Origin of the sequence: Vibrio sp. YIC-376, assembly GCF_052353105.1 — a bacterium.
Taxonomy (GTDB): Bacteria; Pseudomonadota; Gammaproteobacteria; order Enterobacterales; family Vibrionaceae; genus Vibrio.
In genome coordinates this window covers 1-24,363 of the sequence record NZ_JBBWFK010000015.1, presented here as the reverse complement: position 1 = coordinate 24,363, position 24,363 = coordinate 1, and the positions used below count along the sequence as shown (strand labels likewise).

General features: G+C 46.9%; 18 protein-coding genes and 1 rRNA gene. 11 read left to right on the top strand and 8 right to left on the bottom strand.

Annotation, left to right across the window (positions count from 1 at the left end):
* Positions 1-3: 3 nt before the first annotated feature.
* The 3 genes from recF (at position 4) to WJM94_RS20690 (ending at position 4,638) form a co-directional block, all read left to right on the top strand.
* On the top strand, positions 4-1,083 hold the full coding sequence (gene recF, locus WJM94_RS20700) for a DNA replication/repair protein RecF (protein ID WP_444496069.1): 1,080 nt from the start codon (positions 4-6) through the stop codon (positions 1,081-1,083).
* Between the two features lie 13 nt (positions 1,084-1,096).
* Complete coding sequence (gene gyrB, locus WJM94_RS20695) at positions 1,097-3,514, top strand: DNA topoisomerase (ATP-hydrolyzing) subunit B (RefSeq protein WP_444496068.1); 2,418 nt, start codon at positions 1,097-1,099, stop codon at positions 3,512-3,514.
* Positions 3,515-4,200: 686 nt separating this feature from the next.
* Positions 4,201-4,638: an Hsp20 family protein gene (locus WJM94_RS20690; protein ID WP_444496067.1), complete on the top strand. Its 438-nt coding sequence runs from the start codon at positions 4,201-4,203 to the stop codon at positions 4,636-4,638.
* Between the two features lie 89 nt (positions 4,639-4,727).
* Here WJM94_RS20690 and WJM94_RS20685 read toward each other — a convergent pair whose 3' ends face one another.
* The 4 genes from WJM94_RS20685 to glyQ form a co-directional block, all read right to left on the bottom strand.
* Positions 4,728-5,981 carry a valine--pyruvate transaminase gene (locus WJM94_RS20685; RefSeq protein WP_444496066.1) on the bottom strand — a complete coding sequence of 418 codons (1,254 nt, stop codon included), beginning with the start codon at positions 5,979-5,981 and terminating at the stop codon, positions 4,728-4,730.
* A gap of 226 nt (positions 5,982-6,207) precedes the next feature.
* Positions 6,208-8,292 (bottom strand): alpha-amylase, encoded by a 2,085-nt coding sequence (locus WJM94_RS20680; RefSeq protein WP_444496065.1) that lies wholly within the window; start codon positions 8,290-8,292, stop codon positions 6,208-6,210.
* A gap of 226 nt (positions 8,293-8,518) precedes the next feature.
* Positions 8,519-10,585, bottom strand: a complete 2,067-nt coding sequence (glyS, locus tag WJM94_RS20675; RefSeq protein ID WP_444496064.1) for a glycine--tRNA ligase subunit beta — start codon at positions 10,583-10,585, stop codon at positions 8,519-8,521.
* A gap of 14 nt (positions 10,586-10,599) precedes the next feature.
* Positions 10,600-11,520, bottom strand: a complete 921-nt coding sequence (glyQ, locus tag WJM94_RS20670; RefSeq protein WP_444496063.1) for a glycine--tRNA ligase subunit alpha — start codon at positions 11,518-11,520, stop codon at positions 10,600-10,602.
* A gap of 482 nt (positions 11,521-12,002) precedes the next feature.
* Here glyQ and WJM94_RS20665 point away from each other — a divergent pair, with 482 nt between their 5' ends.
* Positions 12,003-12,557 carry a TMEM165/GDT1 family protein gene (locus tag WJM94_RS20665; RefSeq protein WP_444496062.1) on the top strand — a complete coding sequence of 185 codons (555 nt, stop codon included), beginning with the start codon at positions 12,003-12,005 and terminating at the stop codon, positions 12,555-12,557.
* 209 nt (positions 12,558-12,766) lie between these two features.
* The gene (locus tag WJM94_RS20660) at positions 12,767-13,027 is read left to right on the top strand and encodes a hypothetical protein (RefSeq protein WP_444496061.1); all 261 of its coding nucleotides are present in this window, start codon (positions 12,767-12,769) and stop codon (positions 13,025-13,027) included.
* A 33-nt stretch (positions 13,028-13,060) separates the two neighbouring features.
* Here the strand turns inward: WJM94_RS20660 and tusA are convergent, their stop codons facing one another.
* Entirely contained in the window at positions 13,061-13,309 is a 249-nt protein-coding gene (gene tusA / locus WJM94_RS20655; protein ID WP_014230434.1) for a sulfurtransferase TusA, read from the bottom strand.
* A 140-nt stretch (positions 13,310-13,449) separates the two neighbouring features.
* Here tusA and WJM94_RS20650 point away from each other — a divergent pair, with 140 nt between their 5' ends.
* Both WJM94_RS20650 and WJM94_RS20645 read left to right on the top strand, forming a co-directional pair.
* Complete coding sequence (locus tag WJM94_RS20650) at positions 13,450-13,632, top strand: hypothetical protein (protein WP_444496060.1); 183 nt, start codon at positions 13,450-13,452, stop codon at positions 13,630-13,632.
* A gap of 165 nt (positions 13,633-13,797) precedes the next feature.
* Positions 13,798-14,739, top strand: a complete 942-nt coding sequence (locus WJM94_RS20645) for a LysR family transcriptional regulator (RefSeq protein WP_444496059.1) — start codon at positions 13,798-13,800, stop codon at positions 14,737-14,739.
* 44 nt (positions 14,740-14,783) lie between these two features.
* On the opposite strand, the gene acuI is transcribed toward WJM94_RS20645, so the two are convergent.
* The 3 genes from acuI to fadB form a co-directional block, all read right to left on the bottom strand.
* The gene (acuI, locus tag WJM94_RS20640; protein ID WP_444496058.1) at positions 14,784-15,764 is read right to left on the bottom strand and encodes an acrylyl-CoA reductase (NADPH); all 981 of its coding nucleotides are present in this window, start codon (positions 15,762-15,764) and stop codon (positions 14,784-14,786) included.
* A 261-nt stretch (positions 15,765-16,025) separates the two neighbouring features.
* The gene (gene fadA, locus WJM94_RS20635) at positions 16,026-17,201 is read right to left on the bottom strand and encodes an acetyl-CoA C-acyltransferase FadA (protein WP_444496057.1); all 1,176 of its coding nucleotides are present in this window, start codon (positions 17,199-17,201) and stop codon (positions 16,026-16,028) included.
* Between the two features lie 15 nt (positions 17,202-17,216).
* Positions 17,217-19,403, bottom strand: coding sequence for a fatty acid oxidation complex subunit alpha FadB (fadB, locus tag WJM94_RS20630; RefSeq protein WP_444496056.1), 2,187 nt, complete (start codon positions 19,401-19,403; stop codon positions 17,217-17,219).
* Between the two features lie 273 nt (positions 19,404-19,676).
* Here fadB and WJM94_RS20625 point away from each other — a divergent pair, with 273 nt between their 5' ends.
* The 4 genes from WJM94_RS20625 to WJM94_RS20610 all read left to right on the top strand — a co-directional run bounded on the left by WJM94_RS20625 (position 19,677) and on the right by WJM94_RS20610 (position 24,358).
* Positions 19,677-20,300: a YigZ family protein gene (locus WJM94_RS20625; RefSeq protein ID WP_444496055.1), complete on the top strand. Its 624-nt coding sequence runs from the start codon at positions 19,677-19,679 to the stop codon at positions 20,298-20,300.
* 46 nt (positions 20,301-20,346) lie between these two features.
* Complete coding sequence (locus WJM94_RS20620) at positions 20,347-21,804, top strand: TrkH family potassium uptake protein (protein WP_444496054.1); 1,458 nt, start codon at positions 20,347-20,349, stop codon at positions 21,802-21,804.
* A gap of 9 nt (positions 21,805-21,813) precedes the next feature.
* Positions 21,814-22,341 carry a menaquinone-dependent protoporphyrinogen IX dehydrogenase gene (gene hemG, locus WJM94_RS20615; protein WP_444496053.1) on the top strand — a complete coding sequence of 176 codons (528 nt, stop codon included), beginning with the start codon at positions 21,814-21,816 and terminating at the stop codon, positions 22,339-22,341.
* A gap of 464 nt (positions 22,342-22,805) precedes the next feature.
* Positions 22,806-24,358: ribosomal RNA gene (locus WJM94_RS20610) — 16S ribosomal RNA — on the top strand.
* Positions 24,359-24,363: the final 5 nt, after the last annotated feature.

Genomic DNA, 24,363 nt, shown 5'->3' with positions numbered 1-24,363 from the left:
AGAATGCCTCTTTCTCGTCTTATTATTCAGCAGTTTCGAAACATTAAAGCCTGTGATATTCAGTTATCAGCAGGCTTTAACTTTCTTATCGGTCCGAACGGCAGCGGTAAAACCAGTGTCTTAGAAGCCGTATATTTGCTTGGACATGGCCGCTCGTTCAAAAGCACTCTGACTGGTCGAGTGATCCAAAATGAGTGCGATGAACTGTTTGTTCATGGGCGTTTTTTGAACTCTGATCAATTTGAGCTACCAATAGGCATTAATAAGCAGCGCGATGGCTCGACAGAGGTTAAAATAGGCGGCCAATCCGGACAAAAATTAGCGCAGCTGGCACAAGTGTTACCACTGCAATTGATACATCCGGAAGGGTTTGATTTACTTACCGATGGTCCAAAACATCGTCGCGCATTTATCGATTGGGGAGTGTTCCACACCGAGCCCGCTTTTTATGATGCGTGGGGACGTTTTAAGCGTCTTAATAAGCAGAGAAACGCATTACTAAAAACCGCCACCAGCTATCGAGAGCTCAGCTACTGGGATCAGGAGATGGCACGTTTGGCGGAAAATATCAGCCAGTGGCGTGCGCTTTACATCGAACAGATGAAAATTGTCGCAGAAACCATCTGTCAGACATTTTTGCCAGAATTTGAGATCCAATTAAAGTATTATCGTGGTTGGGATAAAGACACCCCATACCAAGAGATACTAGAGAAGAATTTCGAGCGTGATCAGGCATTGGGTTACACCTTTAGTGGCCCAAATAAAGCGGATTTGCGCATTAAAGTGAATGGAACTCCGGTGGAGGATGTTCTGTCACGCGGTCAATTAAAACTCATGGTGTGTGCATTGCGAGTGGCGCAAGGGCAGCATCTGACAGAAATGACCGGTAAACAATGTATTTACCTAATTGACGACTTTGCGTCGGAATTAGATAGCCAACGTCGCAAGCGTCTTGCTGATTGCTTGAAAGAGACGGGCGCACAAGTATTTGTAAGCTCTATCACTGAAAACCAAATCGCCGACATGTTGGACGAACATGGTAAATTGTTTCATGTGGAACATGGCAGGATAGAGTCAAACTAGAAGAGAGAAACTCATGTCTGAAAATTACGATTCATCGAGTATTAAGGTACTGAAGGGTCTGGATGCGGTACGTAAGCGTCCAGGTATGTACATCGGCGATACGGACGACGGCACCGGCCTTCACCACATGGTTTTCGAGGTGGTGGATAACTCAATTGATGAAGCGTTGGCAGGTCACTGTAAAGACATCGTTGTGACAATTCATGAGGACAACTCGGTTTCCGTTAGCGATGATGGTCGTGGCATTCCAACTGAATTGCACCCAGAAGAAAAAATCTCAGCGGCAGAAGTTATCATGACGGTACTTCACGCTGGTGGTAAGTTCGACGACAACTCTTACAAAGTATCTGGTGGTCTGCACGGTGTGGGTGTTTCAGTAGTAAACGCACTGTCTGAGAAAGTCGAACTGACGATTAATCGTGGTGGTCATATCCATAGCCAGACTTACCGTCATGGCGAGCCTCAGGCACCACTAGCGGTAGTGGGTGATACGGATAAAACTGGTACGAAAATTCGCTTCTGGCCAAGCGCTGAGACGTTCACTAACACGGAATTCCATTACGATATTCTGGCAAAACGTCTGCGTGAACTGTCGTTTCTTAACTCTGGCGTCTCTATTAAGCTGTTTGATGAGCGTGAAGAAGACAAGCATGACCACTTCATGTATGAAGGTGGTATTCAAGCATTCGTTCAGCACCTGAACACTAATAAAACACCGATCATCGAGAAAATATTCCACTTCAACTTTGAGCGTGAAGACGGCATTGCAGTAGAAGTAGCAATGCAATGGAATGACGGTTTCCAAGAAAACATCTACTGTTTTACTAACAACATCCCGCAACGTGACGGTGGTACTCACCTGGCTGGCTTCCGTGCAGCGCTGACGCGTACACTGAATACCTTTATGGATAAAGAAGGGTTCTCGAAGAAAGCGAAAACTGCGACGTCAGGTGATGATGCGCGTGAAGGCTTGACTGCAGTCGTATCTGTAAAAGTGCCTGATCCAAAATTCTCAAGCCAAACCAAAGACAAGCTGGTTTCATCAGAAGTGAAGTCGGCGGTTGAGTCTGTAATGGGTGAGAAGCTGTCTGAGTTCCTGGTTGAAAACCCGTCTGAAGCGAAAATGGTTTGTTCGAAAATCATCGACGCGGCACGTGCTCGTGAAGCGGCTCGTAAAGCACGTGAAATGACTCGTCGTAAAGGCGCATTAGACCTTGCTGGTCTTCCAGGTAAACTTGCAGACTGTCAGGAAAAAGATCCGGCACTCTCTGAACTATACATAGTGGAGGGTGACTCTGCGGGCGGTAGTGCTAAGCAGGGTCGTAACCGTAAGAACCAGGCCATCCTGCCATTAAAAGGTAAGATCCTGAACGTAGAGAAAGCTCGTTTCGATAAGATGCTGTCTTCTCAAGAAGTAGCAACGCTTATTACAGCACTAGGCTGTGGTATCGGTCGTGACGAATACAATCCAGATAAGCTGCGTTACCATAACATTATCATCATGACCGATGCGGACGTCGATGGTTCTCACATCCGTACGTTACTGTTGACGTTCTTCTACCGTCAAATGCCAGAGCTGATCGAGCGTGGCTACGTGTACATCGCTCAGCCACCACTGTACAAAGTGAAGAAAGGCAAACAAGAGCAGTACATCAAAGATGAAGACGCGATGAACCAATACCAGGTTTCGTTAGCATTGGACAGTGCATCGCTACACGTAAACGCAGAAGCTCCGGCTCTTGCGGGTGAAGCGCTGGAAAAACTGGTTCAGCAATACAATGCGGGCGTAAAGCTGGCGGATCGTATGAGTCGTCGTTACCCAAGCGCACTGATGCATGAGCTAGTTTACACGCCTCGTCTGACAGCAGAACTATGCAATGATGCAGCAGCGGTAGAAGCTTGGACCAAGCAGTTGGTTGAGCAACTTAACGCGAAAGAAGTGGGTGCGAGCCAGTACAGCTTCGAAGTAGAGCAGCATGCAGAACTAGGCCTAAATCTGCCGAAGATTATCGTGCGTACTCACGGTGTGACCCATAAGCATGTTCTTAGCATCGATTTCCTAAATTCGAAAGAGTACAGCAAACTGGCGGATCTATCTGAAGCGTTAGATGGCCTGATTGAAGAAGGTGCATTCATCAAGCGTGGTGAGCGTACTCAGCCGGTATCTAGCTTTGCTAATGCACTAGATTGGCTGATTAAAGAATCTCGTCGTGGTCTAAGCCTGCAGCGCTACAAAGGTCTTGGTGAGATGAACCCGGATCAGCTATGGGAAACCACCATGGATCCTGAAACTCGCCGCATGATGCAAGTAACGATTGAAGATGCAGTAGGTGCAGATCAGTTGTTTACAACGCTAATGGGTGATCAAGTTGAGCCGCGTCGTAACTTCATCGAAGAGAACGCACTGAAGGTTGCTAACCTAGACGTGTAGTCGAAAACTCGCAACTCATTGTGATTAAAAACGTCATCTCGAAAGAGGTGGCGTTTTTTTGTTTTTGATTAGTAAAGGCCCTAGGTGGTTAGGATCCTAGGGCCTAGATGTGTCTGCGGTTAGTTCAGTTACAACTATAAGCTCAGGTGCTTGTTGTCTTGGAATACGGATTACAGAATACAGAAGTGTTTGACATCGTGATTGGGTGGTTGAAAAATAATCCGTAATCCGTAATCCGTAATCCGTAATCCGTAATCCGTAATCCGTAATCCGTAATCCGTAATCCGTAATCCGTAATCCGTAATCCGTAATTGTGTTTTTCCTAGGACCTAGGATTCTAGAACCTAGGATCTTAATACAGGACCTCAAATCCATAAATTTTTCTCGCTTTAACCCTTGAAAGCAATCTTTCAGACCTTATATCTAGAATTGAAGAGGTTAGCTGGCTTGCTAAAGACTAGAAGTTCAGCCCTCTGCAATCGCTGAAACCCAATCGCTCAGAAGAGGATACGTGGTCTTAGCAACAAAACTTAACCCTAAAGATTCCACATCATGTCTCCGTGCTGAAGATAACAGCCTGCGGAATGATAAGAATCGCTTAGCTCAGCGCTGGTTTTTGCATAACCTCGCTTTTTAGATGACCGTCATCTGGGCTAAGACTATTGCTTGATTAAGAGGATAGATTTATGCGCAATGTAGATTTCTCACCACTATACCGTAATGCTATTGGCTTCGACCGTCTGTTAAACCTGATGGAAGCGGGTTCTGCGAAAAACTCTTCCGGTGGTTACCCTCCATACAATATCGAACAAAAAGATGAGCACAACTTCCGTATTACGATGGCAGTTGCGGGCTTTGCTGAAGAGCATCTTGACTTAACCCAAAACGAAAACATGTTGATTGTGAAGGGTGAACGTCCAGCTGAAGAAGGTAAAAACTACGTTTATCAAGGTATTGCAGAACGCGATTTTGAGCGTAAGTTCCAGCTAGCCGACTACGTGAAAGTCACTGGTGCATCAATGGAAAACGGCCTGCTACATATTGATTTGGTTCGTGAAATTCCGGAAGCGATGCAACCACGTAAAATTGCTATTGGCGGTGGCAACCTGCTGGAAAGCAATTAAGCAGCAAGTGATTTGCACTATAGAGTGAGAAAGAGCGCCTTCCGTAATGGAAAAGGCGCTCTTTTTAATTCGTTCTTTTGAAATTTTATCTATTTAACTTCGCGGTACGCCTTTTCAACTTCTTCGGCGATTATCGCAATGCCTTTCTGCATCATCTCGTCATCTTGAACGTAGTTCATGCGCAAACATTGATGAGCATGATCCCATTCATCTTCCTGACCGATAAAGAAGTATTCACCCGGAACAATCAATACCCCACGAGCTTTCAGGCGTTGGTACAATTCCATCGTAGTGATAGGTAGTTCATCAAACCACAGCCATAAGAAGATCGCACCTTCAGGCTTATGAATACGGAAACGTTGGTCGGTAATGGCTTGTTGCAAGAGCTCTACGGCGCGTTGCGACTTCTGTTTGTAGAAGGGCTTAATGACATCTGAACTCAGTTTAAGTAGATCGCCATTGCCAATGATATGGTTGGCTATAGCAGGGCCCACGCTGCCTGGTGCTAAGCTGATAATGCCATTCATATTGGTCAGAGCTTGAGTGATCGCTTCACTGGCAATCACAATGCCACAGCGCACGCCCGGTAATCCTAGTTTAGATAGGCTCATGCACAGAATCGTATTGTCATTCCAGAAGGGTTCAACATCTTCAAAAATGATGTTCGGAAACGGCAAACCGTAAGCATTGTCGATGATCAGCGGGATGTTGTTTTCACGCGCCAGCTTATCTAATTTACGAATTTCTTCGTCAGTTAACACGTTGCCTGTTGGGTTGGTCGGGCGAGATGCACAGATAGCCGCGATGGAGTCATCAACTTTTAGCTGTTCGAAGTCAACGTGGTATTTAAACAGACCATTGTCGAGCAACTCGATTTCTGGGTGGTAAGAGATAAAGATATCTTCATCAATTCCTGCATCCCCATAGCCTATATATTCTGGTGCGATCGGCAGCAACACCTTTTTATGCGAACCATCTGGTTGCTGGCCAGCGAGCAGGTTAAATAGGTAGAAGAAGCCGCTTTGGCTGCCATTAGTCAGACTGATGTTCTTTTCGCTGATGTCCCATCCGTAGGTTTCGCGGAAGAGCTGAGCCAGCGCTTTGATAAACGCATTTTTACCCTGAGGTCCGTCATAGTTGGTCAGTGCAGAAATAAGCTCCCCGCTGGCGAGCATTTCCTCACAGGCTTGGTGAAAGTAATCGAGCATGGCAGGAATGGCGGCTGGGTTGCCTCCGCCGAGCATGATGGCACCGGGCGTACGCAGACCATCATTCAAATCATCCATTAACTGCGTGATACCTGAATACTGATTAAATTTTTCGCCAAACTTTGAGTACTGCATGTTTACTTATACCTAATTCATTGTGATTGCTTTGTGTAATCTTGCTGATTGCGCATCAGCTTATAGTGTAATACGTGACCTTACCCTAATGTTATAACGACGCAAAGTGTGAATTCACTCGAAGAAGAAAAAAGTGTCTGTTCAGACCAGATGAATGGATTATAAAGCGAAAAGAGGATTAAAAAGGGAAGCCTACGCTTCCCTTGCTGGTGGATAGATGGATGTGCTATTCGCCGGTATAGACGATGAGCACTTTATCACCTTGATACTGGCGCTCGAAGGCGTAGTAGCCTTCCTGATTACGCGTGATGTGCTGACCTTGTGCCACAGCTGGATGACGTTTGCGGAATTCACCCAGTTTTTTCCAGTGCTGCAGTAAGTCTTCACGCTCGCCATGAATCTTATCCCATGGCATGTCTGAACGGGTACCTTGATGGGTATCTGAGCCGGTATGGCCAAAGTCGCGGGCAACTTCATCTCCGTAGTAGATTTGCACCGCGCCTGGTGTCAGCATTAACGCGTTTGCTGCACGCGCCTGATCATCGAAACTGCGGCTACGTGCAGACCAGAACAGTTGAGTGTCGTGAGAAGAGAGGTAACTCAACACGTTGAATTCCGGGTCGCTATTGATTTGCTCCGCGTAACGTCGGTAATCACTATCGAGGCTCGCAAAACACTTCAAAGCTTTCGGTGCCACGTCTGTTTGGAATTCAAAGTTGATAATTGAGTCGAAGCCGTTATCGAAGTACGGGCTTTTCACCACGCTGTGTGCCCAGACTTCACCTGTCATCCAGAATGGCAAATCGTCCAGCGCTTTATCCGGGTTGTTTTGCTTCCACTCTGCCAGAGCTTGTGTGGTACTGGCCTTCAATTCTGACCACGCGTCCATTTCCACGTGTTTCGCGGTATCGACACGGAATCCATCAATGCCGTAATCACGTACCCAATCGGATAACCAGGTGATCAAGTGCTCACGTGGGGTTTTCTGCTCATCACGTGCACTGGTGTCTTTATTACGGAAGAAATTTGGCAAGCCGGTTTTCTGGGTCGACTCGGTTTTCAGATCCGGTAAGTAGTTCAGAGACATGGTGATGTCGTTGTACCCAGGTGCATCGTAATTGCCGATGTCGGTTCGAATCCAGGCCTTGCCCCACCATTTTTCCCACGCTTCACCGTCACTGTACTTGATGTAATCGTTGAAGCTATGCCAACTCTGGCCCGATTTTGGTTGCCAGTCTGTCCAATTTTCACCAAGTACTTTTTTTGCTTCCTGCTCATCAAGATAAAGCTGACCAAAGCCAAATTCCTGCATGTCGGCTAAGGTTGCATAGCCGGTATGGTTCATCACCACGTCCCAAACAATGCGGATGCCTTTTTTGTGCGCAGTATCGACGAAAGTACGCAGCTCTTCTTTCGTGCCCATGTTGGCGTCAAGTTTGGTCCAGTCCTGATGATAGTAACCATGGTAGCCGTAGTGTTTGAAGTCACCTTTATCACCGCCGCCTACCCAGCCATGAATTTGCTCCAGTGGTGAGGTTATCCAGATGGCATTCACGCCCAGTGATTCAATGTAATCGAGTTTTTTGGTCAGGCCCGCTAAGTCGCCACCGTGGAAGGTACCGATCTCGTATTGGCCGTCTTTACTGCGGCCATAGCTGTTGTCATTGTTCGCGTTACCATTGTAAAAGCGATCCGTCATGACGAAGTAAACCGTCGCGTTATCCCAACTGAATGGTTTGTCAGCTTGCTGGTCTACTTTTTCTAACAGCAGCAGGCCCTGACTCATCGGTCCCGGCTGAAGAGTTACAGTGCCGTTCGTTACTGTGATCTCTTGGCCGGAAAGTGCATCCCGAACCAAGGTGCCATCACTGAAGGTCTCGCCCACATTAATGGTTTTTGCTGTATCTGTGGCGACAGGGCAAGAGTAAGCCAAACTTTGAGATTGTTGTGGCTTGATCTTCACTGTGAGCTCGTTGGTCTTTGGGTTCAGCGTAAACTGGTAAGTATTGGCTTTGAAAATGCGCAGCTGCATATTAGCGTCAGTTGCACAGTTATCCATTTTTAATGGCGTATTGAATTTGATCCGGCTTTCTTCCGCCAGTGCGAAGCTACTACCACAGCTCTGCTTGCTGTCGGCGATAGTAAAGGTGTAATTTCCTTTCTCCAGTTTTTGCTCCGCAATAAGTAAGCCTTGCGCATTCTGTTCAAACACGGCTTTGTCTTCACCGACGCTCAGTACAATGGCATTTTCTGGTATTTGGCTACAGGCACTGAGCAGACCGATAGAGAGTGCGAGAATTGTTTTTTTCATTGTTTCCTTCCCCCGAATAAACAACTCTTTTATAACAAAAAGGTACCTCTACAATCCGAGCGGTGTACCAACAAGTTAAACGTCTCTCACCCTACAAATTTTTGTCTTGTTCACAAAATGAATAATAAACTTCTCTAACATCAGAATGTTGGCAACAAAAAAGGGGAAGCATCCGCTTCCCCTTTGGTTTTCTTGTGATTTATTCTTCAGCTTGTAACCAGGTTACTTACTTTTGAAGAAGAGAGATATCGGCAATCTGTAGGAACAGATTACGTAGGTTATTCAATAGCGTCAGACGGTTCTTCTTAAGTGCTTCATCGTCTGCCATTACCATTACGTTATCGAAGAACGCATCTACTGGCTCGCGCAGGTCAGCAAGTTTGCTAAGGGCTTCTTGGTAGTTACCGGTCGCAAAAGCTGGCTCAAGTGCTTCAGTCATCACTTCAACACTTTCTGCCAGTGCTTTCTCTGCGTCTTCCTGTAGAAGCGCTAGGTCGATCTCTTCCGCTAGTTCACCGTCGAATTTAGCCAGAATGTTGCCAACACGTTTGTTCGCTGCCGCCAGAGATTCTGCCGCTTCCAGCTCACGGAAGTGAGATACTGCTTTCACGCGTTGATCGAAGTCTGCTGGTTTGGTTGGGTGACGAGCCAAAACTGCCTGAATGATGTCTACGCTGAAGCCTTCATCTTGGTACCAAGCACGGAAACGGCCAAGCATAAACTCAATAACGTCTTGCTCAACGTTGTGGTTGGTTAGCTTATCACCGAACAGCATTTTCGCTTCACGCACTAAATCAACCAGATCAACTTTGTAGCCGTACTCAACGATAATACGCAGTACACCTAGTGATGCACGACGAAGTGCAAATGGGTCGCTGCCTTTAGGAGCTTGACCGATACCAAAGATACCAACGATAGTATCTAGTTTATCTGCCATCGCTACCGCAGTTGATACGCCGTCAGTTGGTAAATCGTCACCAGCGAAACGCGGCATGTACTGCTCGTTTAGTGCAACTGCAACCGCTTCGTCTTCACCGTCATGGCGCGCGTAGTGCATGCCCATCACACCTTGTGTGTCGGTAAATTCGAATACCATAGAAGTCATCAGGTCACACTTCGCCAGTAGGCCAGCGCGGGTTGATTTATCTACGTCGGCACCAATTTGTTTAGCGATGTAGCCTGCTAGCGCCGCGATACGGTCGGTTTTATCTTTGATCGTGCCAAGCTGCTTCTGGAAGATAGCGTTTTCCAGTTCAGGAAGGCGGTCGATCAGAGGACGTTTACGGTCTGTATTGAAGAAGAACTCTGCATCAGCAAGACGCGGACGTACTACCTTTTCGTTGCCTTCGATGACGTAACGAGGTTCTTTCGATTCAATGTTCGACACGAAGATGAAGTTAGGCAGTAGTTTTTTATCTGCTGAGTAAACAGGGAAGTATTTTTGGTCACCCTTCATGGTGTAAACCAAGGCTTCCGCTGGTACTTTCAGGAACTCTTCTTCAAATTTCGCGGTAAGTACCACAGGCCATTCAACCAGAGAGGTCACTTCTTCTACCAAGTCATCTTCCAGGTCTGCGATACCACCAACTGCCGCCGCCGCTTTTTGAGCGTCTGCAAGGATAATGGCTTTACGCGCTTCGTAATCTGCCATTACTTTACCGCGCTCTTCAAGAAGTGCAGGGTATTGATCAGCAGAATCGATAGTGAACTCTTTTTCACCCATGAAGCGGTGACCACGGATAGTACGGTCAGACTGTACGCCAAGGATTTCGCCTTCGATAAGGTCTGAGCCCATCAGCATGGTCAGCGTTTTTACCGGACGGATAAACTGAGTCGTTTTGTTACCCCAGCGCATTGGTTTTGCGATAGGTAGGTTGGCCAGTGCTTTTGCCGCTAGCTCTGAAACGATATCAGAAGTTGGCTGACCTTTTACTTCTTGATTGAAGAGTAGCCATTCGCCTTTGTCAGTCACCACGCGATCTGCTTGGTCAACTGTGATACCACAACCGCGAGCCCAGCCTTGAGCCGCTTTAGTTGGGTTACCTTCTGCGTCAAATGCAGCAGAAACAGCAGGGCCACGCTTTTCAACGACTTTGTCTGACTGGCTTTCTGCCAACGCGGCTACTTTTAGTGCCAGACGTCGAGGTGCTGCGAACCATTTTACGCCTTCGTGAGTAAGCTCTGCGCCTTTAAGTTCGGCTTCGAAGTTTGCTGCAAATGCTTCAGCCAGAGTACGAAGCTGCGTTGGTGGTAGCTCTTCTGTACCCAGCTCGATTAGAAATTCTTTTGCCATGTTTCTCTCTTCCCTTACGCGTTTTCTTCTTTCTTGCACATTGGGAAGCCAAGAGCTTCACGTGATGCGTAGTATGCTTCTGCCACAGACTTAGTCAGGTTACGGATACGCAGGATGTAGCGTTGACGCTCAGTGACTGAGATCGCTTTACGTGCGTCCAGTAGGTTAAATGCGTGACCTGCTTTTAGGATGCGCTCGTAAGCCGGCAGTGGAAGAGGTTTTTCAAGAGCGACGAGCTCTTTACACTCTTTCTCACATTGCTCAAAGAAACCGAATAGGAAATCAACGTCAGCGTGTTCGAAGTTATACGTTGATTGCTCAACTTCGTTTTGATGGTAAATATCGCCGTAAGTGACTTTGCTGCCGTCTGGGGCGATGTTCCAAATAAGGTCGTAAACAGAATCTACTTCCTGGATGTACATAGCTAGACGCTCGATACCGTAAGTGATTTCACCCGTTACAGGTTTACACTCAAGGCCGCCAACTTGCTGGAAGTACGTAAACTGAGTTACTTCCATGCCGTTTAGCCACACTTCCCAGCCTAGACCCCATGCGCCCAGTGTTGGGTTTTCCCAGTTGTCTTCTACAAAACGGATGTCGTGTACAAGAGGATCAATACCAAGAATTTCAAGAGAACCAAGGTACAACTCTTGGATATTGTCTGGCGATGGTTTTAGCGCTACTTGGAATTGGTAGTAGTGCTGAAGACGGTTTGGGTTTTCACCATAACGGCCATCAGTAGGACGACGTGAAGGTTGTACGTAAGCTGTCGACATTGGCTCTGGGCCAATCGCTCGTAGACAGGTCATTGGGTGAGAGGTACCCGCACCAACTTCCATATCGAGTGGTTGAACAATCGTACAACCATTTTGAGCCCAATAATCCTGCAGCGCGAGGATCATTCCCTGGAAGGTTTTGATATCGTATTTTTGCATAAGTCAGGTTCGCGCGATTCTCTTGTTACTCGTTAATTCGCTCTCTATGCCGAGTTTTGTAACTCTAACAAGGGCGATAAGGAGTAATTACGGTTGAATAAATTAACAATCAAGTATACCCAGATATTGAGCATGGGAGTAGAGCTAATCTTGATTAATTCGTGGACAATTTTCTCCTTTAATGGATTTTTACCGAGTTATCTTCGGTATTTTTCTTAAAAGGGAGTTTTCGACTGAATTGGTGCTTGAGGTGTGCAACAAGGTTGGCTAGAATTGCGCCTGTCTTTGGGGAGTAGCTTACCTGGTGAAGGTTCAATTCATCCGGTTCGTTCGTCAACATAATTGGTGCAAAATCACCATGGCGCTCGAGACTCGAAGCCTTTCGAGTTTAGCAAGACCTTAGACAAATCATCACGAACCGGGGTGGGGCGTGAGGTTTGTCTACGGTTAAATATAATAATCCCTGCCTCAAAGAGCATGTCGTGAGCGTTTTAGCTATTTCAATTACTACTGTAGCGTTAGCAGAAATTGGCGATAAGACCCAATTGCTATCCCTGTTACTTGCCAGTCGATACCGCAAGCCGGTTCCTATTATTGCAGCAATCTTTTTGGCTACTATTGCCAACCACGCTTTGGCTGCATGGTTAGGTGTCGTTGTGGCCGATTACCTGTCTCCTGAAGTTTTAAAATGGGTGCTGGTGGTCAGCTTCGCAGCTATGGCGGCTTGGGTTCTTATCCCTGATAAACTTGATGACGATGAAGAAATCTCCAACCGAGGTCCATTCATTGCCAGCTTTATTGCCTTTTTTGTGGCTGAAATCGGTGACAAAACCCAAATCGCAACGTCTATTCTTGGCGCGCAATATGCTGATGCCCTGAATTGGGTGGTGTTAGGTACTACGATTGGTATGTTGCTGGCGAATGTCCCAGTGGTTCTGATTGGTAAGTTGTCAGCGGATAAAATGCCTCTGGGTCTTATTCGTAAAGTGACCGCCTTTTTATTCATCTTATTGGCGGTTGGTGCTGCATTCTTCTAATTTGCGTTCGAGGACAAAGCAAACTGTAGAGGGGGCTTTGTTCACGAAACGTCGATGAAAATGGTGCTAATTATCAACAAGTAGCGAAATCGTGGCTTATTTCAAACTCTGGCTTAAAATCGTTCAGTAGCGTGACGAGAGGCATATTAGTGTCATACTTGTCATGGTAGTTTGTATATTGATGTGAATGATAGCGAGAGGGCAAGTTTATGCTTACACGTTACATGGGGATGACCCCAAAAAGTCAGAGTTATTTATTCACTTTTGGTTTGGCGCTGTGCTTGTTGGCATTGGCGCTGACCGATATGTGGTTACCGATTGTGGCGGGAACTTTCGTTCTTACCGGTTTAACGGTAGAAGCGTGGATTCGGGTTGCTCATATCATACCGATGCATGAAGAAATGCGGGCGATGAAGAAACAGCTCAACAAGCTACAGTCAGAAGTTCGCACATTAGAATATGATGAATAAACAAACGGCAGCCCATTGGGCTGCCGTTTTTGATTATTCCAACCCTTTCTTGATCAGATACTGATAGGGCAGCTGCTCTGTTTGTGCTGCAATCAACTGGTGATCCATAAAACGACAGAAACTCGGAATATCTCGAGTTGTTGATGGATCGTCCGCTTTTACTAGCAAAATTTCACCATCTTGCATGTTGCGAATTGTCTTCCTGACCATCATCACTGGCTCCGGGCAGCGCAGTCCCTCTGCTTCTAATGTCTTGGTTGCCAGTTCAGGATTAAAGCTCATAGTGTGATTCTCGTAGCTAACTTAGCGTTGAATTTTACGTTCGTGGAAAAAATATTCAATAACCACTTGGCAAACTGTTATTTTTGCTTTACCTTAAATTAACAAATTGGTAACAAGTGGTGAAAGGGAGGCGATAAACGATGCTGACAGCATTAGACAGACTTACGATTTACTCCGTTCTGTGTTTTATCTCGTTCTGTGGATTAGTACTCAGAGCACCAGCTGAAACATCACTACTGCCTCTTGTAGGCGTGATTGCGACGATTATTGGTATTTGGATTGAGATGCATAAATGGTCAGATGCATCCGAGCAAGAAAATTAGTCCTGCTCTTTCAATCAAAATTCGTTGAAATTTCCACCGGCTTATTACCAAGCACTTCATTCCGACACTATCCCCATTTTTTCTTGGGCTTCCCCGCTGAAAGGCGGGATTTTTTTTGCCTGAAGAGTACAATTTATCTAATCCCTTCTATTGTATGTGGTCATTGTGGAATTAGAAGACATTTATCGTCGAGATCTTAATTTATTAGTTGCATTACGTGTGCTGATTGAAGAAAGCAGTGTAAGCAAGGCTGCAACCCGTTTGAATTTGAGCCAGTCGGCGATGAGTCGAGTGCTTGGTCGACTGCGTGATTTGCTGGGTGATCCGCTTTTTACGCGGCAGGGACAGCATTTGATTCCAACACAGAAAGCGCTGGAAATTGATCGCTCGCTAGGCGAACCATTAGAGTCGTTACGACAACTGCTTTCTCCGGTTGAATTCGACCCGTTGCAATGTGATCTGACATTCACGATTTCGACAACAGACTACGCCATGCAGACAATATTACCTTTTGCTCTGCCACGTATTTATCAGGAGGCGCCGAATGTATCCTTCAATTTTCTGCCATTGCAGCACGACAGGTTATCTGATCAATTAACCTATGAAGGTGCTGATCTCGCGATTTGTCGACCTACCGGTCCTGTAGAGCCACTGCGTAGTGAAATATTAGGTCGGGTAGGAGTGCTATGTTTGTTATCGAAACAACACACTCTGGCGGCTAAAGAGATGAGTCTGGATGATTACCTAAGTTTTCCTCACGCAATGATTGCCATCAGTGATGGTGTCAATGCGCTTATAGAGCGGGCTTTGATCGATAAGCCTGCGCGTAAAATGGTCTTGCGTGCTTATCATTTGGAAGCAGCACTGGCGATTGTCGACACTCTACCTATCATCATCACTGTGCCTGCAGACTTGGCGTATTTAGTGGCTGAACGCTATGACCTGATAGTCAAACCTTTGCCGTTTGAATTTACTCCGTTTGACTACTCGATGATCTGGCATGCGCGTTGCGAGCATTCTCCCGCACAAGAGTGGCTGCGAGGAATTGTTAAAGAAGAGTGTGGTCGGTTGATTGCCAAGCGTATCGAAGATATGGGACTGGGTTGATCTAAAAAGAGCCAGCAATGCTGGCTCTTTTGTAATTGTATTGTTTAAAGTTTGATAACCACTCGTCCGGTGACTTGACCATTGGTGATGTCTTCAGCGTATTTTGGCGCTTCTGACAGTTCAACTTCTGTACAAGCTTGCTCAAAGTAGCTATCAGGTAATATCTCAACCAGCTTTTCCCATGCGGCGATACGTTTTTCAGTCGGGCACATCACTGAGTCCACACCTTGCAGACGCACATTGCGTAGGATAAATGGCATTACCGTTGTTGGCAGGTCAAAACCACCAGCTAGGCCACATGCCGCGACTGCGCTGTTGTAGTCCATTTGTGCCAATACTTTTGCCAGCACTTTACTGCCGACAGTATCTACTGCACCTGCCCAGATTTGTCTTTCAAGCGGGCGAGCTGGTTCTTCAAACTCAACACGGTCGATGATGCGACTTGCGCCCAGTTTTGTTAACAGAGGGCCGTTTTGTTCTACACGTCCTGTTACGGCAGCTACTTTGTAACCTAGTTGAGCTAGAAGCGTTACCGCTACTGATCCCACGCCACCACTTGCGCCAGTGACAAGGATTTCGCCCGCTTCTGGTTTGATGTCTGCATCAAGCAGAGCTTGAACACACAGCATAGCGGTAAAGCCTGCTGTACCGACCATCATTGCTTTTTTGCTGTCTAAACCTTTTGGCAGAGGCACTAACCAATCTGCTTTTAAACGAGCACGTTGCGCCATGCCACCCCAGTGATGTTCACCTACGCCCCAGCCTGTAAGGACCACTTTGTCGCCAGCTTGGTAACGAGCGTCTTCAGAGCTTACCACTGTACCGGCCAGATCAATGCCCGGAACCATTGGGAAATGACGGATGATTTTACCTTTTCCAGTAATAGCCAAACCGTCTTTGTAGTTTAGCGATGAGTAGTCAACGTCAATCAGGACGTCACCTTCCGGCAGTTGAGATTCATCAATCTGTTCGATGTTGGCGATAGTACGTTTGTCTTCTTGGTTTAGAACTAGAGCATTAAACATGAGGTTCTCCGAGTGTGCGGTAGTGTGGCTGAGAAGCCACAGCAGCAAGATATTAACTGCCTCTAAGTGTATGTCTTGTCTGATTATGAATAAAATGAAAGTTCATCATTTAATCTATGCTTTACATGCATAGTTTGTTAATGACATTCCGAGAAAGAAAAGGGCGACATTGGATGTCGCCCTTAAGTCTAATACTAAATTTCTTTAGTATCGGTTCATTTCATCAGATTGCAGGGTGGATCACTATGCAGCTTCAAATACCTAAGGTCTTTCAAAAACAGTAGCGATACCCTGACCAAGACCGATACACATGGTTGCAAGGCCGTATTTCGCGTCTTTTGCTTCCATCAGGTTGATCAATGTTGTTGAGATACGAGAGCCTGAACAGCCTAGTGGATGGCCAAGAGCGATTGCACCGCCATTCAGGTTCACTTTTTCATCCATCACATCAAGCAGACCCAAGTCTTTAGCACATGGTAGAGATTGTGCCGCGAACGCTTCGTTTAGCTCGACTACGTCCATATCTTCGATAGACAGTCCTGCGCGCTTCAGTGCTTTTTGTGTCGCTGGTACCGGACCGTAACCCATGATGGAAGGATCGCAGCCTGCGATTGCCATGCCTTTGATGCGTGCGCGGATCTTCAAGCCAAGCTCGTTTGCTTTCTCTTCGCTCATGATGAGCATGGCTGATGCGCCATCTGAAAGAGCCGATGACGTACCTGCGGTGACCGTACCATGGGCTGGATCGAATACCGGGCGAAGCTGAGACAGGCCTTCAACGGTCGTTTCTGGACGAATGACTTCGTCGTAGTCGAGTGTAAACAGTGTGCCGTCTGCCGCGTGACCTTCAGTTGGCAGGATTTCATTCTTAAAGCGACCTTCCACAGTTGCTGCGTGAGCACGAGCATGTGAACGTGCAGCAAACTCGTCTTGTTGCTCACGGCTGATGCCGTGTAGCTTACCCAGCATTTCTGCCGTTAAGCCCATCATGCCCGCTGCTTTTGCTACGTTTTTTGCCATACCAGGGTGGAAATCCACACCGTGGCTCATTGGTACGTGACCCATGTGCTCAACGCCACCAATCAGACAGATCTCAGCATCGCCAGTCATGATCGCGCGAGTACCATCATGCAGAGCCTGCATTGATGAACCACACAGACGGTTCACAGTAACGGCACCAATTTCAATTGGCAGACCAGCCAGTAGCGCTGCGTTACGTGCAACGTTAAAGCCTTGTTCCAGCGTTTGTTGTACACAGCCCCAGTAGATGTCTTCTATCTCACTTGGGTTTACTTGTGGGTTACGCGCCAGAATGCCTTTCATCAGGTGTGCAGAAAGGTCTTCAGCGCGAGTATTACGGAAAGCGCCACCTTTAGAGCGACCCATTGGGGTACGTAGACAATCTACTACGACAACATTTCTTGTTTGATTAGTCATTTTGGGAATCCCTCCTTAGATAGAACCTTGCTGTTGTGCGCCATAGAAGCTTTCGCCTTTAGCCGCCATATCAATCAGCATTTGCGGTACTTGGTACATCGCGCCTAACTCTGCGTATTGTTTTGCCATTTCGATGTACTCCGCAATACCAACGCTGTCTAGGTAGCGGAACGCACCGCCGCGGAATGGAGGGAAGCCCAGACCATAAACCAAAGCCATATCCGCTTCTTGAGGAGTCGCGATAATGCCTTCCTGCAGACACAGCACCACTTCGTTGATCATAGGAATCATCATACGTTGAATGATGGTCTGCTCGTCGAAGCGTTCTATATCATGGAAAGGTTTATCGGCACACACGTCTGCCAGTAGTGGCAAGATTTCTTCAGAGAAGGTTTTCTTCGGTTTGCCTTTTTTATCAATGGAGTAGCTGTAGAATCCACTGCCATTTTTCTGACCAAATTTGTTGGCTTCAAACAAAGAATCAATCGCGTCGCGGCCTTGTTTGCCCATACGCTCAGGGAAGCCTTCAGCCATTACCGCTTGTGCGTGGTGAGCGGTATCAATGCCTACGACGTCAAGCAGGTAAGCCGGACCCATTGGCCAGCCAAATTTACGTTCCATGACTTTATCGATTTGCGTGAAGTCTGCTCCGTCACGAAGTAGCATGCTGAAACCTCCGAAATATGGGAACAGTACGCGGTTGACGAAGAATCCAGGGCAGTCATTCACTACGATCGGAGATTTACCCATTTTTGCAGCGTAAGCCACAACACGGTTGATGGTTTCATCAGACGTTTTCTCGCCACGGATGATCTCAACCAGAGGCATGCGATGTACTGGGTTAAAGAAGTGCATACCACAGAAGTTTTCTGGGCGTTTTAGTGATTGAGCCAACAGGTTGATTGGAATGGTCGATGTGTTCGACGTGATAACCGTATCTTCGCCAACGTTTTGCTCGACTTCGCTTAGTACCGCAGCCTTCACTTTCGGGTTTTCAACTACAGCTTCGACAATCACATCTGCGTTTTCGATGCCAGCGTAGTGCAGGCTTGGTGTAATAGACGCTAGGATGCCAGCCATCTTGAAGCCGTCAAGACGACCTGTCTCTAGACGTTTGTTAAGCAGTTTAGATGCTTCGTTCATGCCCAAATCTAGCGAAGACTGAGCGATGTCTTTCATCAGTACAGGCACACCTTTCAGCGCGGATTGGTATGCGATACCGCCGCCCATGATGCCCGCCCCAAGTACTGCTGCACGCTTAGTGTCTTTATTTGCTGATTTTGCAGCTTTTTTAGCGATGCCTTTGATGTATTGGTCGTTAAGGAACAGACCAACCAGTGATTTCGCTTCTTCTGATTTTGCCAGCTTAACGAAGTGTTTGCGTTCTACATCCAGCGCTTCATTACGTGCAAATCGAGCGCCTTCTTCAATAGTAATGACAGCGGTCATTGGCGCTGGGTAGTGTGGACCTGCTTTTTGTGCCACCAGGCCTTTCGCCATCGTGAAGCTCATCATCGACTCAAGCTTGCTCAGCGTTAGCGGTGATGTCTTTTGTTTGCGGCGTGCTTGCCAGTCAAGTTTCTCGTTGATTGCAGAAGTCAGCGTTTGCAGACCTGATTCATATAGAGACTCTGTTTCTACTACAGCATCTAACAGACCAATACTCAATGCTTCATCAGCGCGGCAAGCTTTGCCCTGTGTGATGATTTCCATTGCGTTGTCAGCGCCGATGACGCGAGGTAGACGTACACAACCGCCAAAACCAGGCATGATACCAAGTTTGGTTTCTGGTAGACCAATGCTGGTGGTTTTATCACCGATACGCATGTCTGTTGCGAGTACGCATTCACAACCACCACCAAGAGCGTGGCCTTTGATTACTGAGATAGTTGGAACGGGTAGGTCTTCAAGTTTGTTAAAGATGCTGTTGGCAAATTGTAGCCACTGATCCAGTTCGGCATCTGTTTTAGCAAACAGACCTAAGAATTCGGTGATGTCCGCGCCTACAATGAACGCGTCTTTATCTGAGGTAAGCATTAAGCCCTTCAGACCTTGATGTGCGATAAGTGCATCAAGAGCTTTATCTAAAGACTCAAGCGTAGCTAGATCGAGTTTATTTACGGATTTTGGCGAGCAGAAAGTAAGTTCTGCAATACCATCCTGTATTTCCTTTACCTGTAGGGTTTCGGCTTGGTAAATCATTGTCTATCTCCATGACATACAATCTGGGATTGTCTGTATACCTATTTAAATGGTGCTACCTTCCTCGTAAAAATAGCCTCGGAAAATAGGTATCGAGGAAGTGCTTTATTCTAATTCTGGTAAGACCATTAATGTTAGTTTTGATCGGCGAATGTTTAATTTCAATACATTTTTCAAACAAGTGTTTAACACTGTGCACTGAGCCAGATCTTATGCACCCCGGAAATCACTCTCGTGATAAACTCTAGATAAAGAGACAAGTGACCTAATTCTATGAATGACCAGCCTTATTTAGTACCAGCGGAACCAACTCAGTTCGAAGAAGAGATCAAAAAGAGTGTGTTTATTACTTATCTGGCCCACACGCCAAGTATTGAAGCGGCTAAAGCGTTTGTGGATCAAATAAAAGCCAAGCATGCGGACGCGAGACATAATTGCTGGGGGTTCGTTGCTGGAAGGCCAGAAGATTCGATGAAATGGGGGTTTAGCGACGATGGCGAGCCATCGGGTACAGCCGGTAAACCTATTCTTGCGCAGTTATCTGGATCTGGAGTTGGGGAGATTACTGCGGTTGTGACTCGTTATTCCGGTGGAATCAAGTTAGGCACAGGTGGTTTGGTTAAGGCTTATGGTGGTGGTGTTCAACAAGCGCTCAAGCAGCTTCAAACTATTGAGAAAAAAATAACCACAAAGCTCAGACTAGCGTTAGACTATGGATTCATGCCTATCGCACAATCTATTATGCCTCAGTTTGGAGCAGTTGAAGTCGATGCTGAATACAGTGATCAGGTCGTGCTGGTGGTAGAAATTGAGCTTCGTGAAGTGAGCGCATTTACCCAAGCTATCATCAATAAAAGTGGTGCAAAGGCAATTGTTACCCCGCTAGACGGAAAATAATGAAAAATAGGAAGCAACAGGGACAGCTTCGCTAGTCAATCAATCCATGCAATTTCGTTCAATTATTCGAATCGTCGGGCTATTGCTCGCGCTTTTTAGTGTCACAATGCTCGCGCCCGCAATCGTCGCGCTTACGTATCGGGATGGCGCAGGTGTATCTTTTGTTGCGACATTTTTTGTTCTGCTGTTTTGCGGAGCCGTTTGCTGGTTTCCGAACCGCAGGCACAAGCATGAGCTGAAAGCACGTGATGGTTTCCTTATCGTTGTTTTATTTTGGACGGTATTGGGTAGTGCAGGCTCTATTCCGTTTTTAATCTCAGATAACCCTAATGTTTCAGTGACCGACGCGTTTTTTGAATCGTTTTCAGCATTAACGACAACTGGTGCAACCGTGATTGTTGGTCTGGATGAGTTGCCTAAAGCGATTTTGTTCTACCGCCAGTTACTGCAATGGTTCGGTGGGATGGGGATCATCGTATTAGCGGTCGCGATTCTGCCAGTACTTGGTATCGGTGGCATGCAGTTATATCGAGCTGAAATCCCGGGGCCAGTAAAAGACACCAAGATGACCCCACGTATTGCCGAAACAGCAAAAGCCCTTTGGTATATCTACCTGAGTTTAACCATCGCATGTGCTACGGCGTTCTGGTTAGCGGGTATGACACCGTTCGATGCCATCAGTCACAGTTTCTCGACTATCGCAATTGGCGGGTTCTCAACCCATGATGCGAGCATGGGGTATTTTGATAGTTATACGATTAATCTCATCACCGTGATTTTCCTGCTGATATCTGCGTGTAACTATACGCTGCACTTTGCCGCATTTGCATCGGGTGGTGTTCACCCAAAATACTATTGGAAAGATCCCGAGTTTCGCGCTTTCATCTTTATACAGGTGATATTGTTTGTGGTTTGCTTCTCATTATTACTGAAGCATCACTCATACACGTCCACTTACGATGCTTTTGACCAAGCGCTGTTCCAAACCGTCTCCATTTCGACGACGGCTGGTTTTACTACAACTGGATTTGCAGACTGGCCATTGTTCTTGCCAGTGCTTCTCCTGTTTTCATCTTTTATAGGAGGGTGCGCTGGCTCAACAGGTGGTGGCATGAAAGTGATCCGCATTTTACTGCTTACCTTACAAGGTGCGCGTGAGATTAAGCGTCTGGTTCACCCTCGTGCGGTCTACACCATTAAAGTTGGCGGCACTGCGCTACCACAACGAGTTGTTGATGCCGTTTGGGGGTTCTTCTCTGCGTATGCATTGGTTTTCGTTGTCTGTATGTTATGCCTGATTGCAACTGGCATGGATGAACTGAGTGCATTCTCGGCTGTCGCTGCAACGTTGAATAACCTTGGCCCAGGGCTGGGCGAAGTGGCTCTGCATTTTGGTGATGTGAATGACAAAGCAAAATGGGTACTGATCGTCTCCATGCTGTTTGGTCGTCTGGAAATCTTTACCTTACTCATTCTACTCACGCCAACGTTTTGGCGTAGTTAAGGGGAAATCGTGGCAAAAGCGTTGTTCTTATACTCTTCCCGTGAAGGGCAAACAAAAAAAATCTTCCACTATATAGAAGAGAAGTTGACGGACTTCGATTGTGATTTAGTGGATCTACACACTGCAGAGACGATTGATTTCAGCCCTTATGACAAAGTGTTGGTCGGTGCATCGATCCGTTATGGTCATTTAAATAAGAAGTTGTACCAATTTATTGAGCGTCATCTCACCCAGTTGGAGCAGCACAAAGTGGCTTTCTTCTGTGTGAACTTAACGGCACGTAAAGAAGACCAGGGTAAAGATACGCCGGAAGGCAGTGCGTACATCCGTAAGTTCTTAATGAAATCCCCTTGGAAGCCAACCTTGATAGGTGTGTTTGCTGGTGCGCTTTATTATCCGCGATATGGATGGTTCGACAAAATGATTATCAAGTTCATCATGTCGATGACTGGTGGGGAGACCGACACCACTAAAGAAGTGGAATACACCAACTGGGAAAAAGTGACTCTTTTCGTGGATAAATTCAAAGAACTGTAGAAATAACGTGCTCTTTTGAGTGTTTTTGCTGATATTTCACCCGAATGATAGAAAATTCAAAAAAAACGCAAAAAATGGCTTGCCAATGTGATCGCAATCCCTATAATGCCACCTCGCTGACACGGCAACGCTTCGAAAGAAACGAAACTGAGTTAGCTAGCCAAATTAGCCAAGCGGAAACGCTTGAAAAAAGTTTAAAAAAAGTGATTGACACTAAACCTTAACTCGCTAAAATGGCCGTCCGATTTGAGTGGGGCGCATAGCTCAAGGCTCAATAGGAAAGCTCTTTAACAATATAGACCTATCAATCTGTGTGGGCACTCGTTGATGATAATCCAATTAGAAACTTCGGTTTCAAATTAGGTTTCAATGATACGAAGTGACCATTGAATCGCAAGATTCAGCACAGTCAATTCAAACATTACTTATGTAATGTTCAGTATTCATTGAGCCGACAAAATCTTAAATTGAAGAGTTTGATCATGGCTCAGATTGAACGCTGGCGGCAGGCCTAACACATGCAAGTCGAGCGGCAGCGACAACATTGAACCTTCGGGGGATTTGTTGGGCGGCGAGCGGCGGACGGGTGAGTAATGCCTAGGAAATTGCCCTGATGTGGGGGATAACCATTGGAAACGATGGCTAATACCGCATGATGCCTTCGGGCCAAAGAGGGGGACCTTCGGGCCTCTCGCGTCAGGATATGCCTAGGTGGGATTAGCTAGTTGGTGAGGTAAGGGCTCACCAAGGCGACGATCCCTAGCTGGTCTGAGAGGATGATCAGCCACACTGGAACTGAGACACGGTCCAGACTCCTACGGGAGGCAGCAGTGGGGAATATTGCACAATGGGCGCAAGCCTGATGCAGCCATGCCGCGTGTGTGAAGAAGGCCTTCGGGTTGTAAAGCACTTTCAGTCGTGAGGAAGGTAGTGTGTTTAATAGATGCATTATTTGACGTTAGCGACAGAAGAAGCACCGGCTAACTCCGTGCCAGCAGCCGCGGTAATACGGAGGGTGCGAGCGTTAATCGGAATTACTGGGCGTAAAGCGCATGCAGGTGGTTTGTTAAGTCAGATGTGAAAGCCCGGGGCTCAACCTCGGAATAGCATTTGAAACTGGCAGACTAGAGTACTGTAGAGGGGGGTAGAATTTCAGGTGTAGCGGTGAAATGCGTAGAGATCTGAAGGAATACCGGTGGCGAAGGCGGCCCCCTGGACAGATACTGACACTCAGATGCGAAAGCGTGGGGAGCAAACAGGATTAGATACCCTGGTAGTCCACGCCGTAAACGATGTCTACTTGGAGGTTGTGGCCTTGAGCCGTGGCTTTCGGAGCTAACGCGTTAAGTAGACCGCCTGGGGAGTACGGTCGCAAGATTAAAACTCAAATGAATTGACGGGGGCCCGCACAAGCGGTGGAGCATGTGGTTTAATTCGATGCAACGCGAAGAACCTTACCTACTCTTGACATCCAGAGAATCTGGCGGAGACGCTAGAGTGCCTTCGGGAACTCTGAGACAGGTGCTGCATGGCTGTCGTCAGCTCGTGTTGTGAAATGTTGGGTTAAGTCCCGCAACGAGCGCAACCCTTATCCTTGTTTGCCAGCGAGTAATGTCGGGAACTCCAGGGAGACTGCCGGTGATAAACCGGAGGAAGGTGGGGACGACGTCAAGTCATCATGGCCCTTACGAGTAGGGCTACACACGTGCTACAATGGCGCATACAGAGGGCGGCCAACTTGCGAAAGTGAGCGAATCCCAAAAAGTGCGTCGTAGTCCGGATTGGAGTCTGCAACTCGACTCCATGAAGTCGGAATCGCTAGTAATCGTGGATCAGAATGCCACGGTGAATACGTTCCCGGGCCTTGTACACACCGCCCGTCACACCATGGGAGTGGGCTGCAAAAGAAGTAGGTAGTTTAACCTTCGGGGGGACGCTTACCACTTTGTGGTTCATGACTGGGGTGAAGTCGTAACAAGGTAGCGCTAGGGGAACCTGGCGCTGGATCACCTCCTTATACGA

Excerpts from the sequence above, each read along its gene's own strand:
- acuI (WP_444496058.1), bottom strand. The coding sequence starts at position 15,764 with ATGTTTAATGCTCTAGTTCTAAACCAAGAAGACAAACGTACTATCGCC.
- WJM94_RS20680 (WP_444496065.1), bottom strand. The coding sequence starts at position 8,292 with ATGAAAAAAACAATTCTCGCACTCTCTATCGGTCTGCTCAGTGCCTGT.
- WJM94_RS20690 (WP_444496067.1), top strand. The coding sequence starts at position 4,201 with ATGCGCAATGTAGATTTCTCACCACTATACCGTAATGCTATTGGCTTC.
- WJM94_RS20620 (WP_444496054.1), top strand. The coding sequence starts at position 20,347 with ATGCAATTTCGTTCAATTATTCGAATCGTCGGGCTATTGCTCGCGCTT.
- gyrB (WP_444496068.1), top strand. The coding sequence starts at position 1,097 with ATGTCTGAAAATTACGATTCATCGAGTATTAAGGTACTGAAGGGTCTG.
- WJM94_RS20625 (WP_444496055.1), top strand. The coding sequence starts at position 19,677 with ATGAATGACCAGCCTTATTTAGTACCAGCGGAACCAACTCAGTTCGAA.
- recF (WP_444496069.1), top strand. The coding sequence starts at position 4 with ATGCCTCTTTCTCGTCTTATTATTCAGCAGTTTCGAAACATTAAAGCC.
- WJM94_RS20650 (WP_444496060.1), top strand. The coding sequence starts at position 13,450 with ATGCTGACAGCATTAGACAGACTTACGATTTACTCCGTTCTGTGTTTT.
- glyQ (WP_444496063.1), bottom strand. The coding sequence starts at position 11,520 with ATGCAAAAATACGATATCAAAACCTTCCAGGGAATGATCCTCGCGCTG.
- tusA (WP_014230434.1), bottom strand. The coding sequence starts at position 13,309 with ATGAGCTTTAATCCTGAACTGGCAACCAAGACATTAGAAGCAGAGGGA.
- fadA (WP_444496057.1), bottom strand. The coding sequence starts at position 17,201 with ATGACTAATCAAACAAGAAATGTTGTCGTAGTAGATTGTCTACGTACC.
- glyS (WP_444496064.1), bottom strand. The coding sequence starts at position 10,585 with ATGGCAAAAGAATTTCTAATCGAGCTGGGTACAGAAGAGCTACCACCA.
- WJM94_RS20685 (WP_444496066.1), bottom strand. The coding sequence starts at position 5,981 with ATGCAGTACTCAAAGTTTGGCGAAAAATTTAATCAGTATTCAGGTATC.
- fadB (WP_444496056.1), bottom strand. The coding sequence starts at position 19,403 with ATGATTTACCAAGCCGAAACCCTACAGGTAAAGGAAATACAGGATGGT.
- WJM94_RS20660 (WP_444496061.1), top strand. The coding sequence starts at position 12,767 with ATGCTTACACGTTACATGGGGATGACCCCAAAAAGTCAGAGTTATTTA.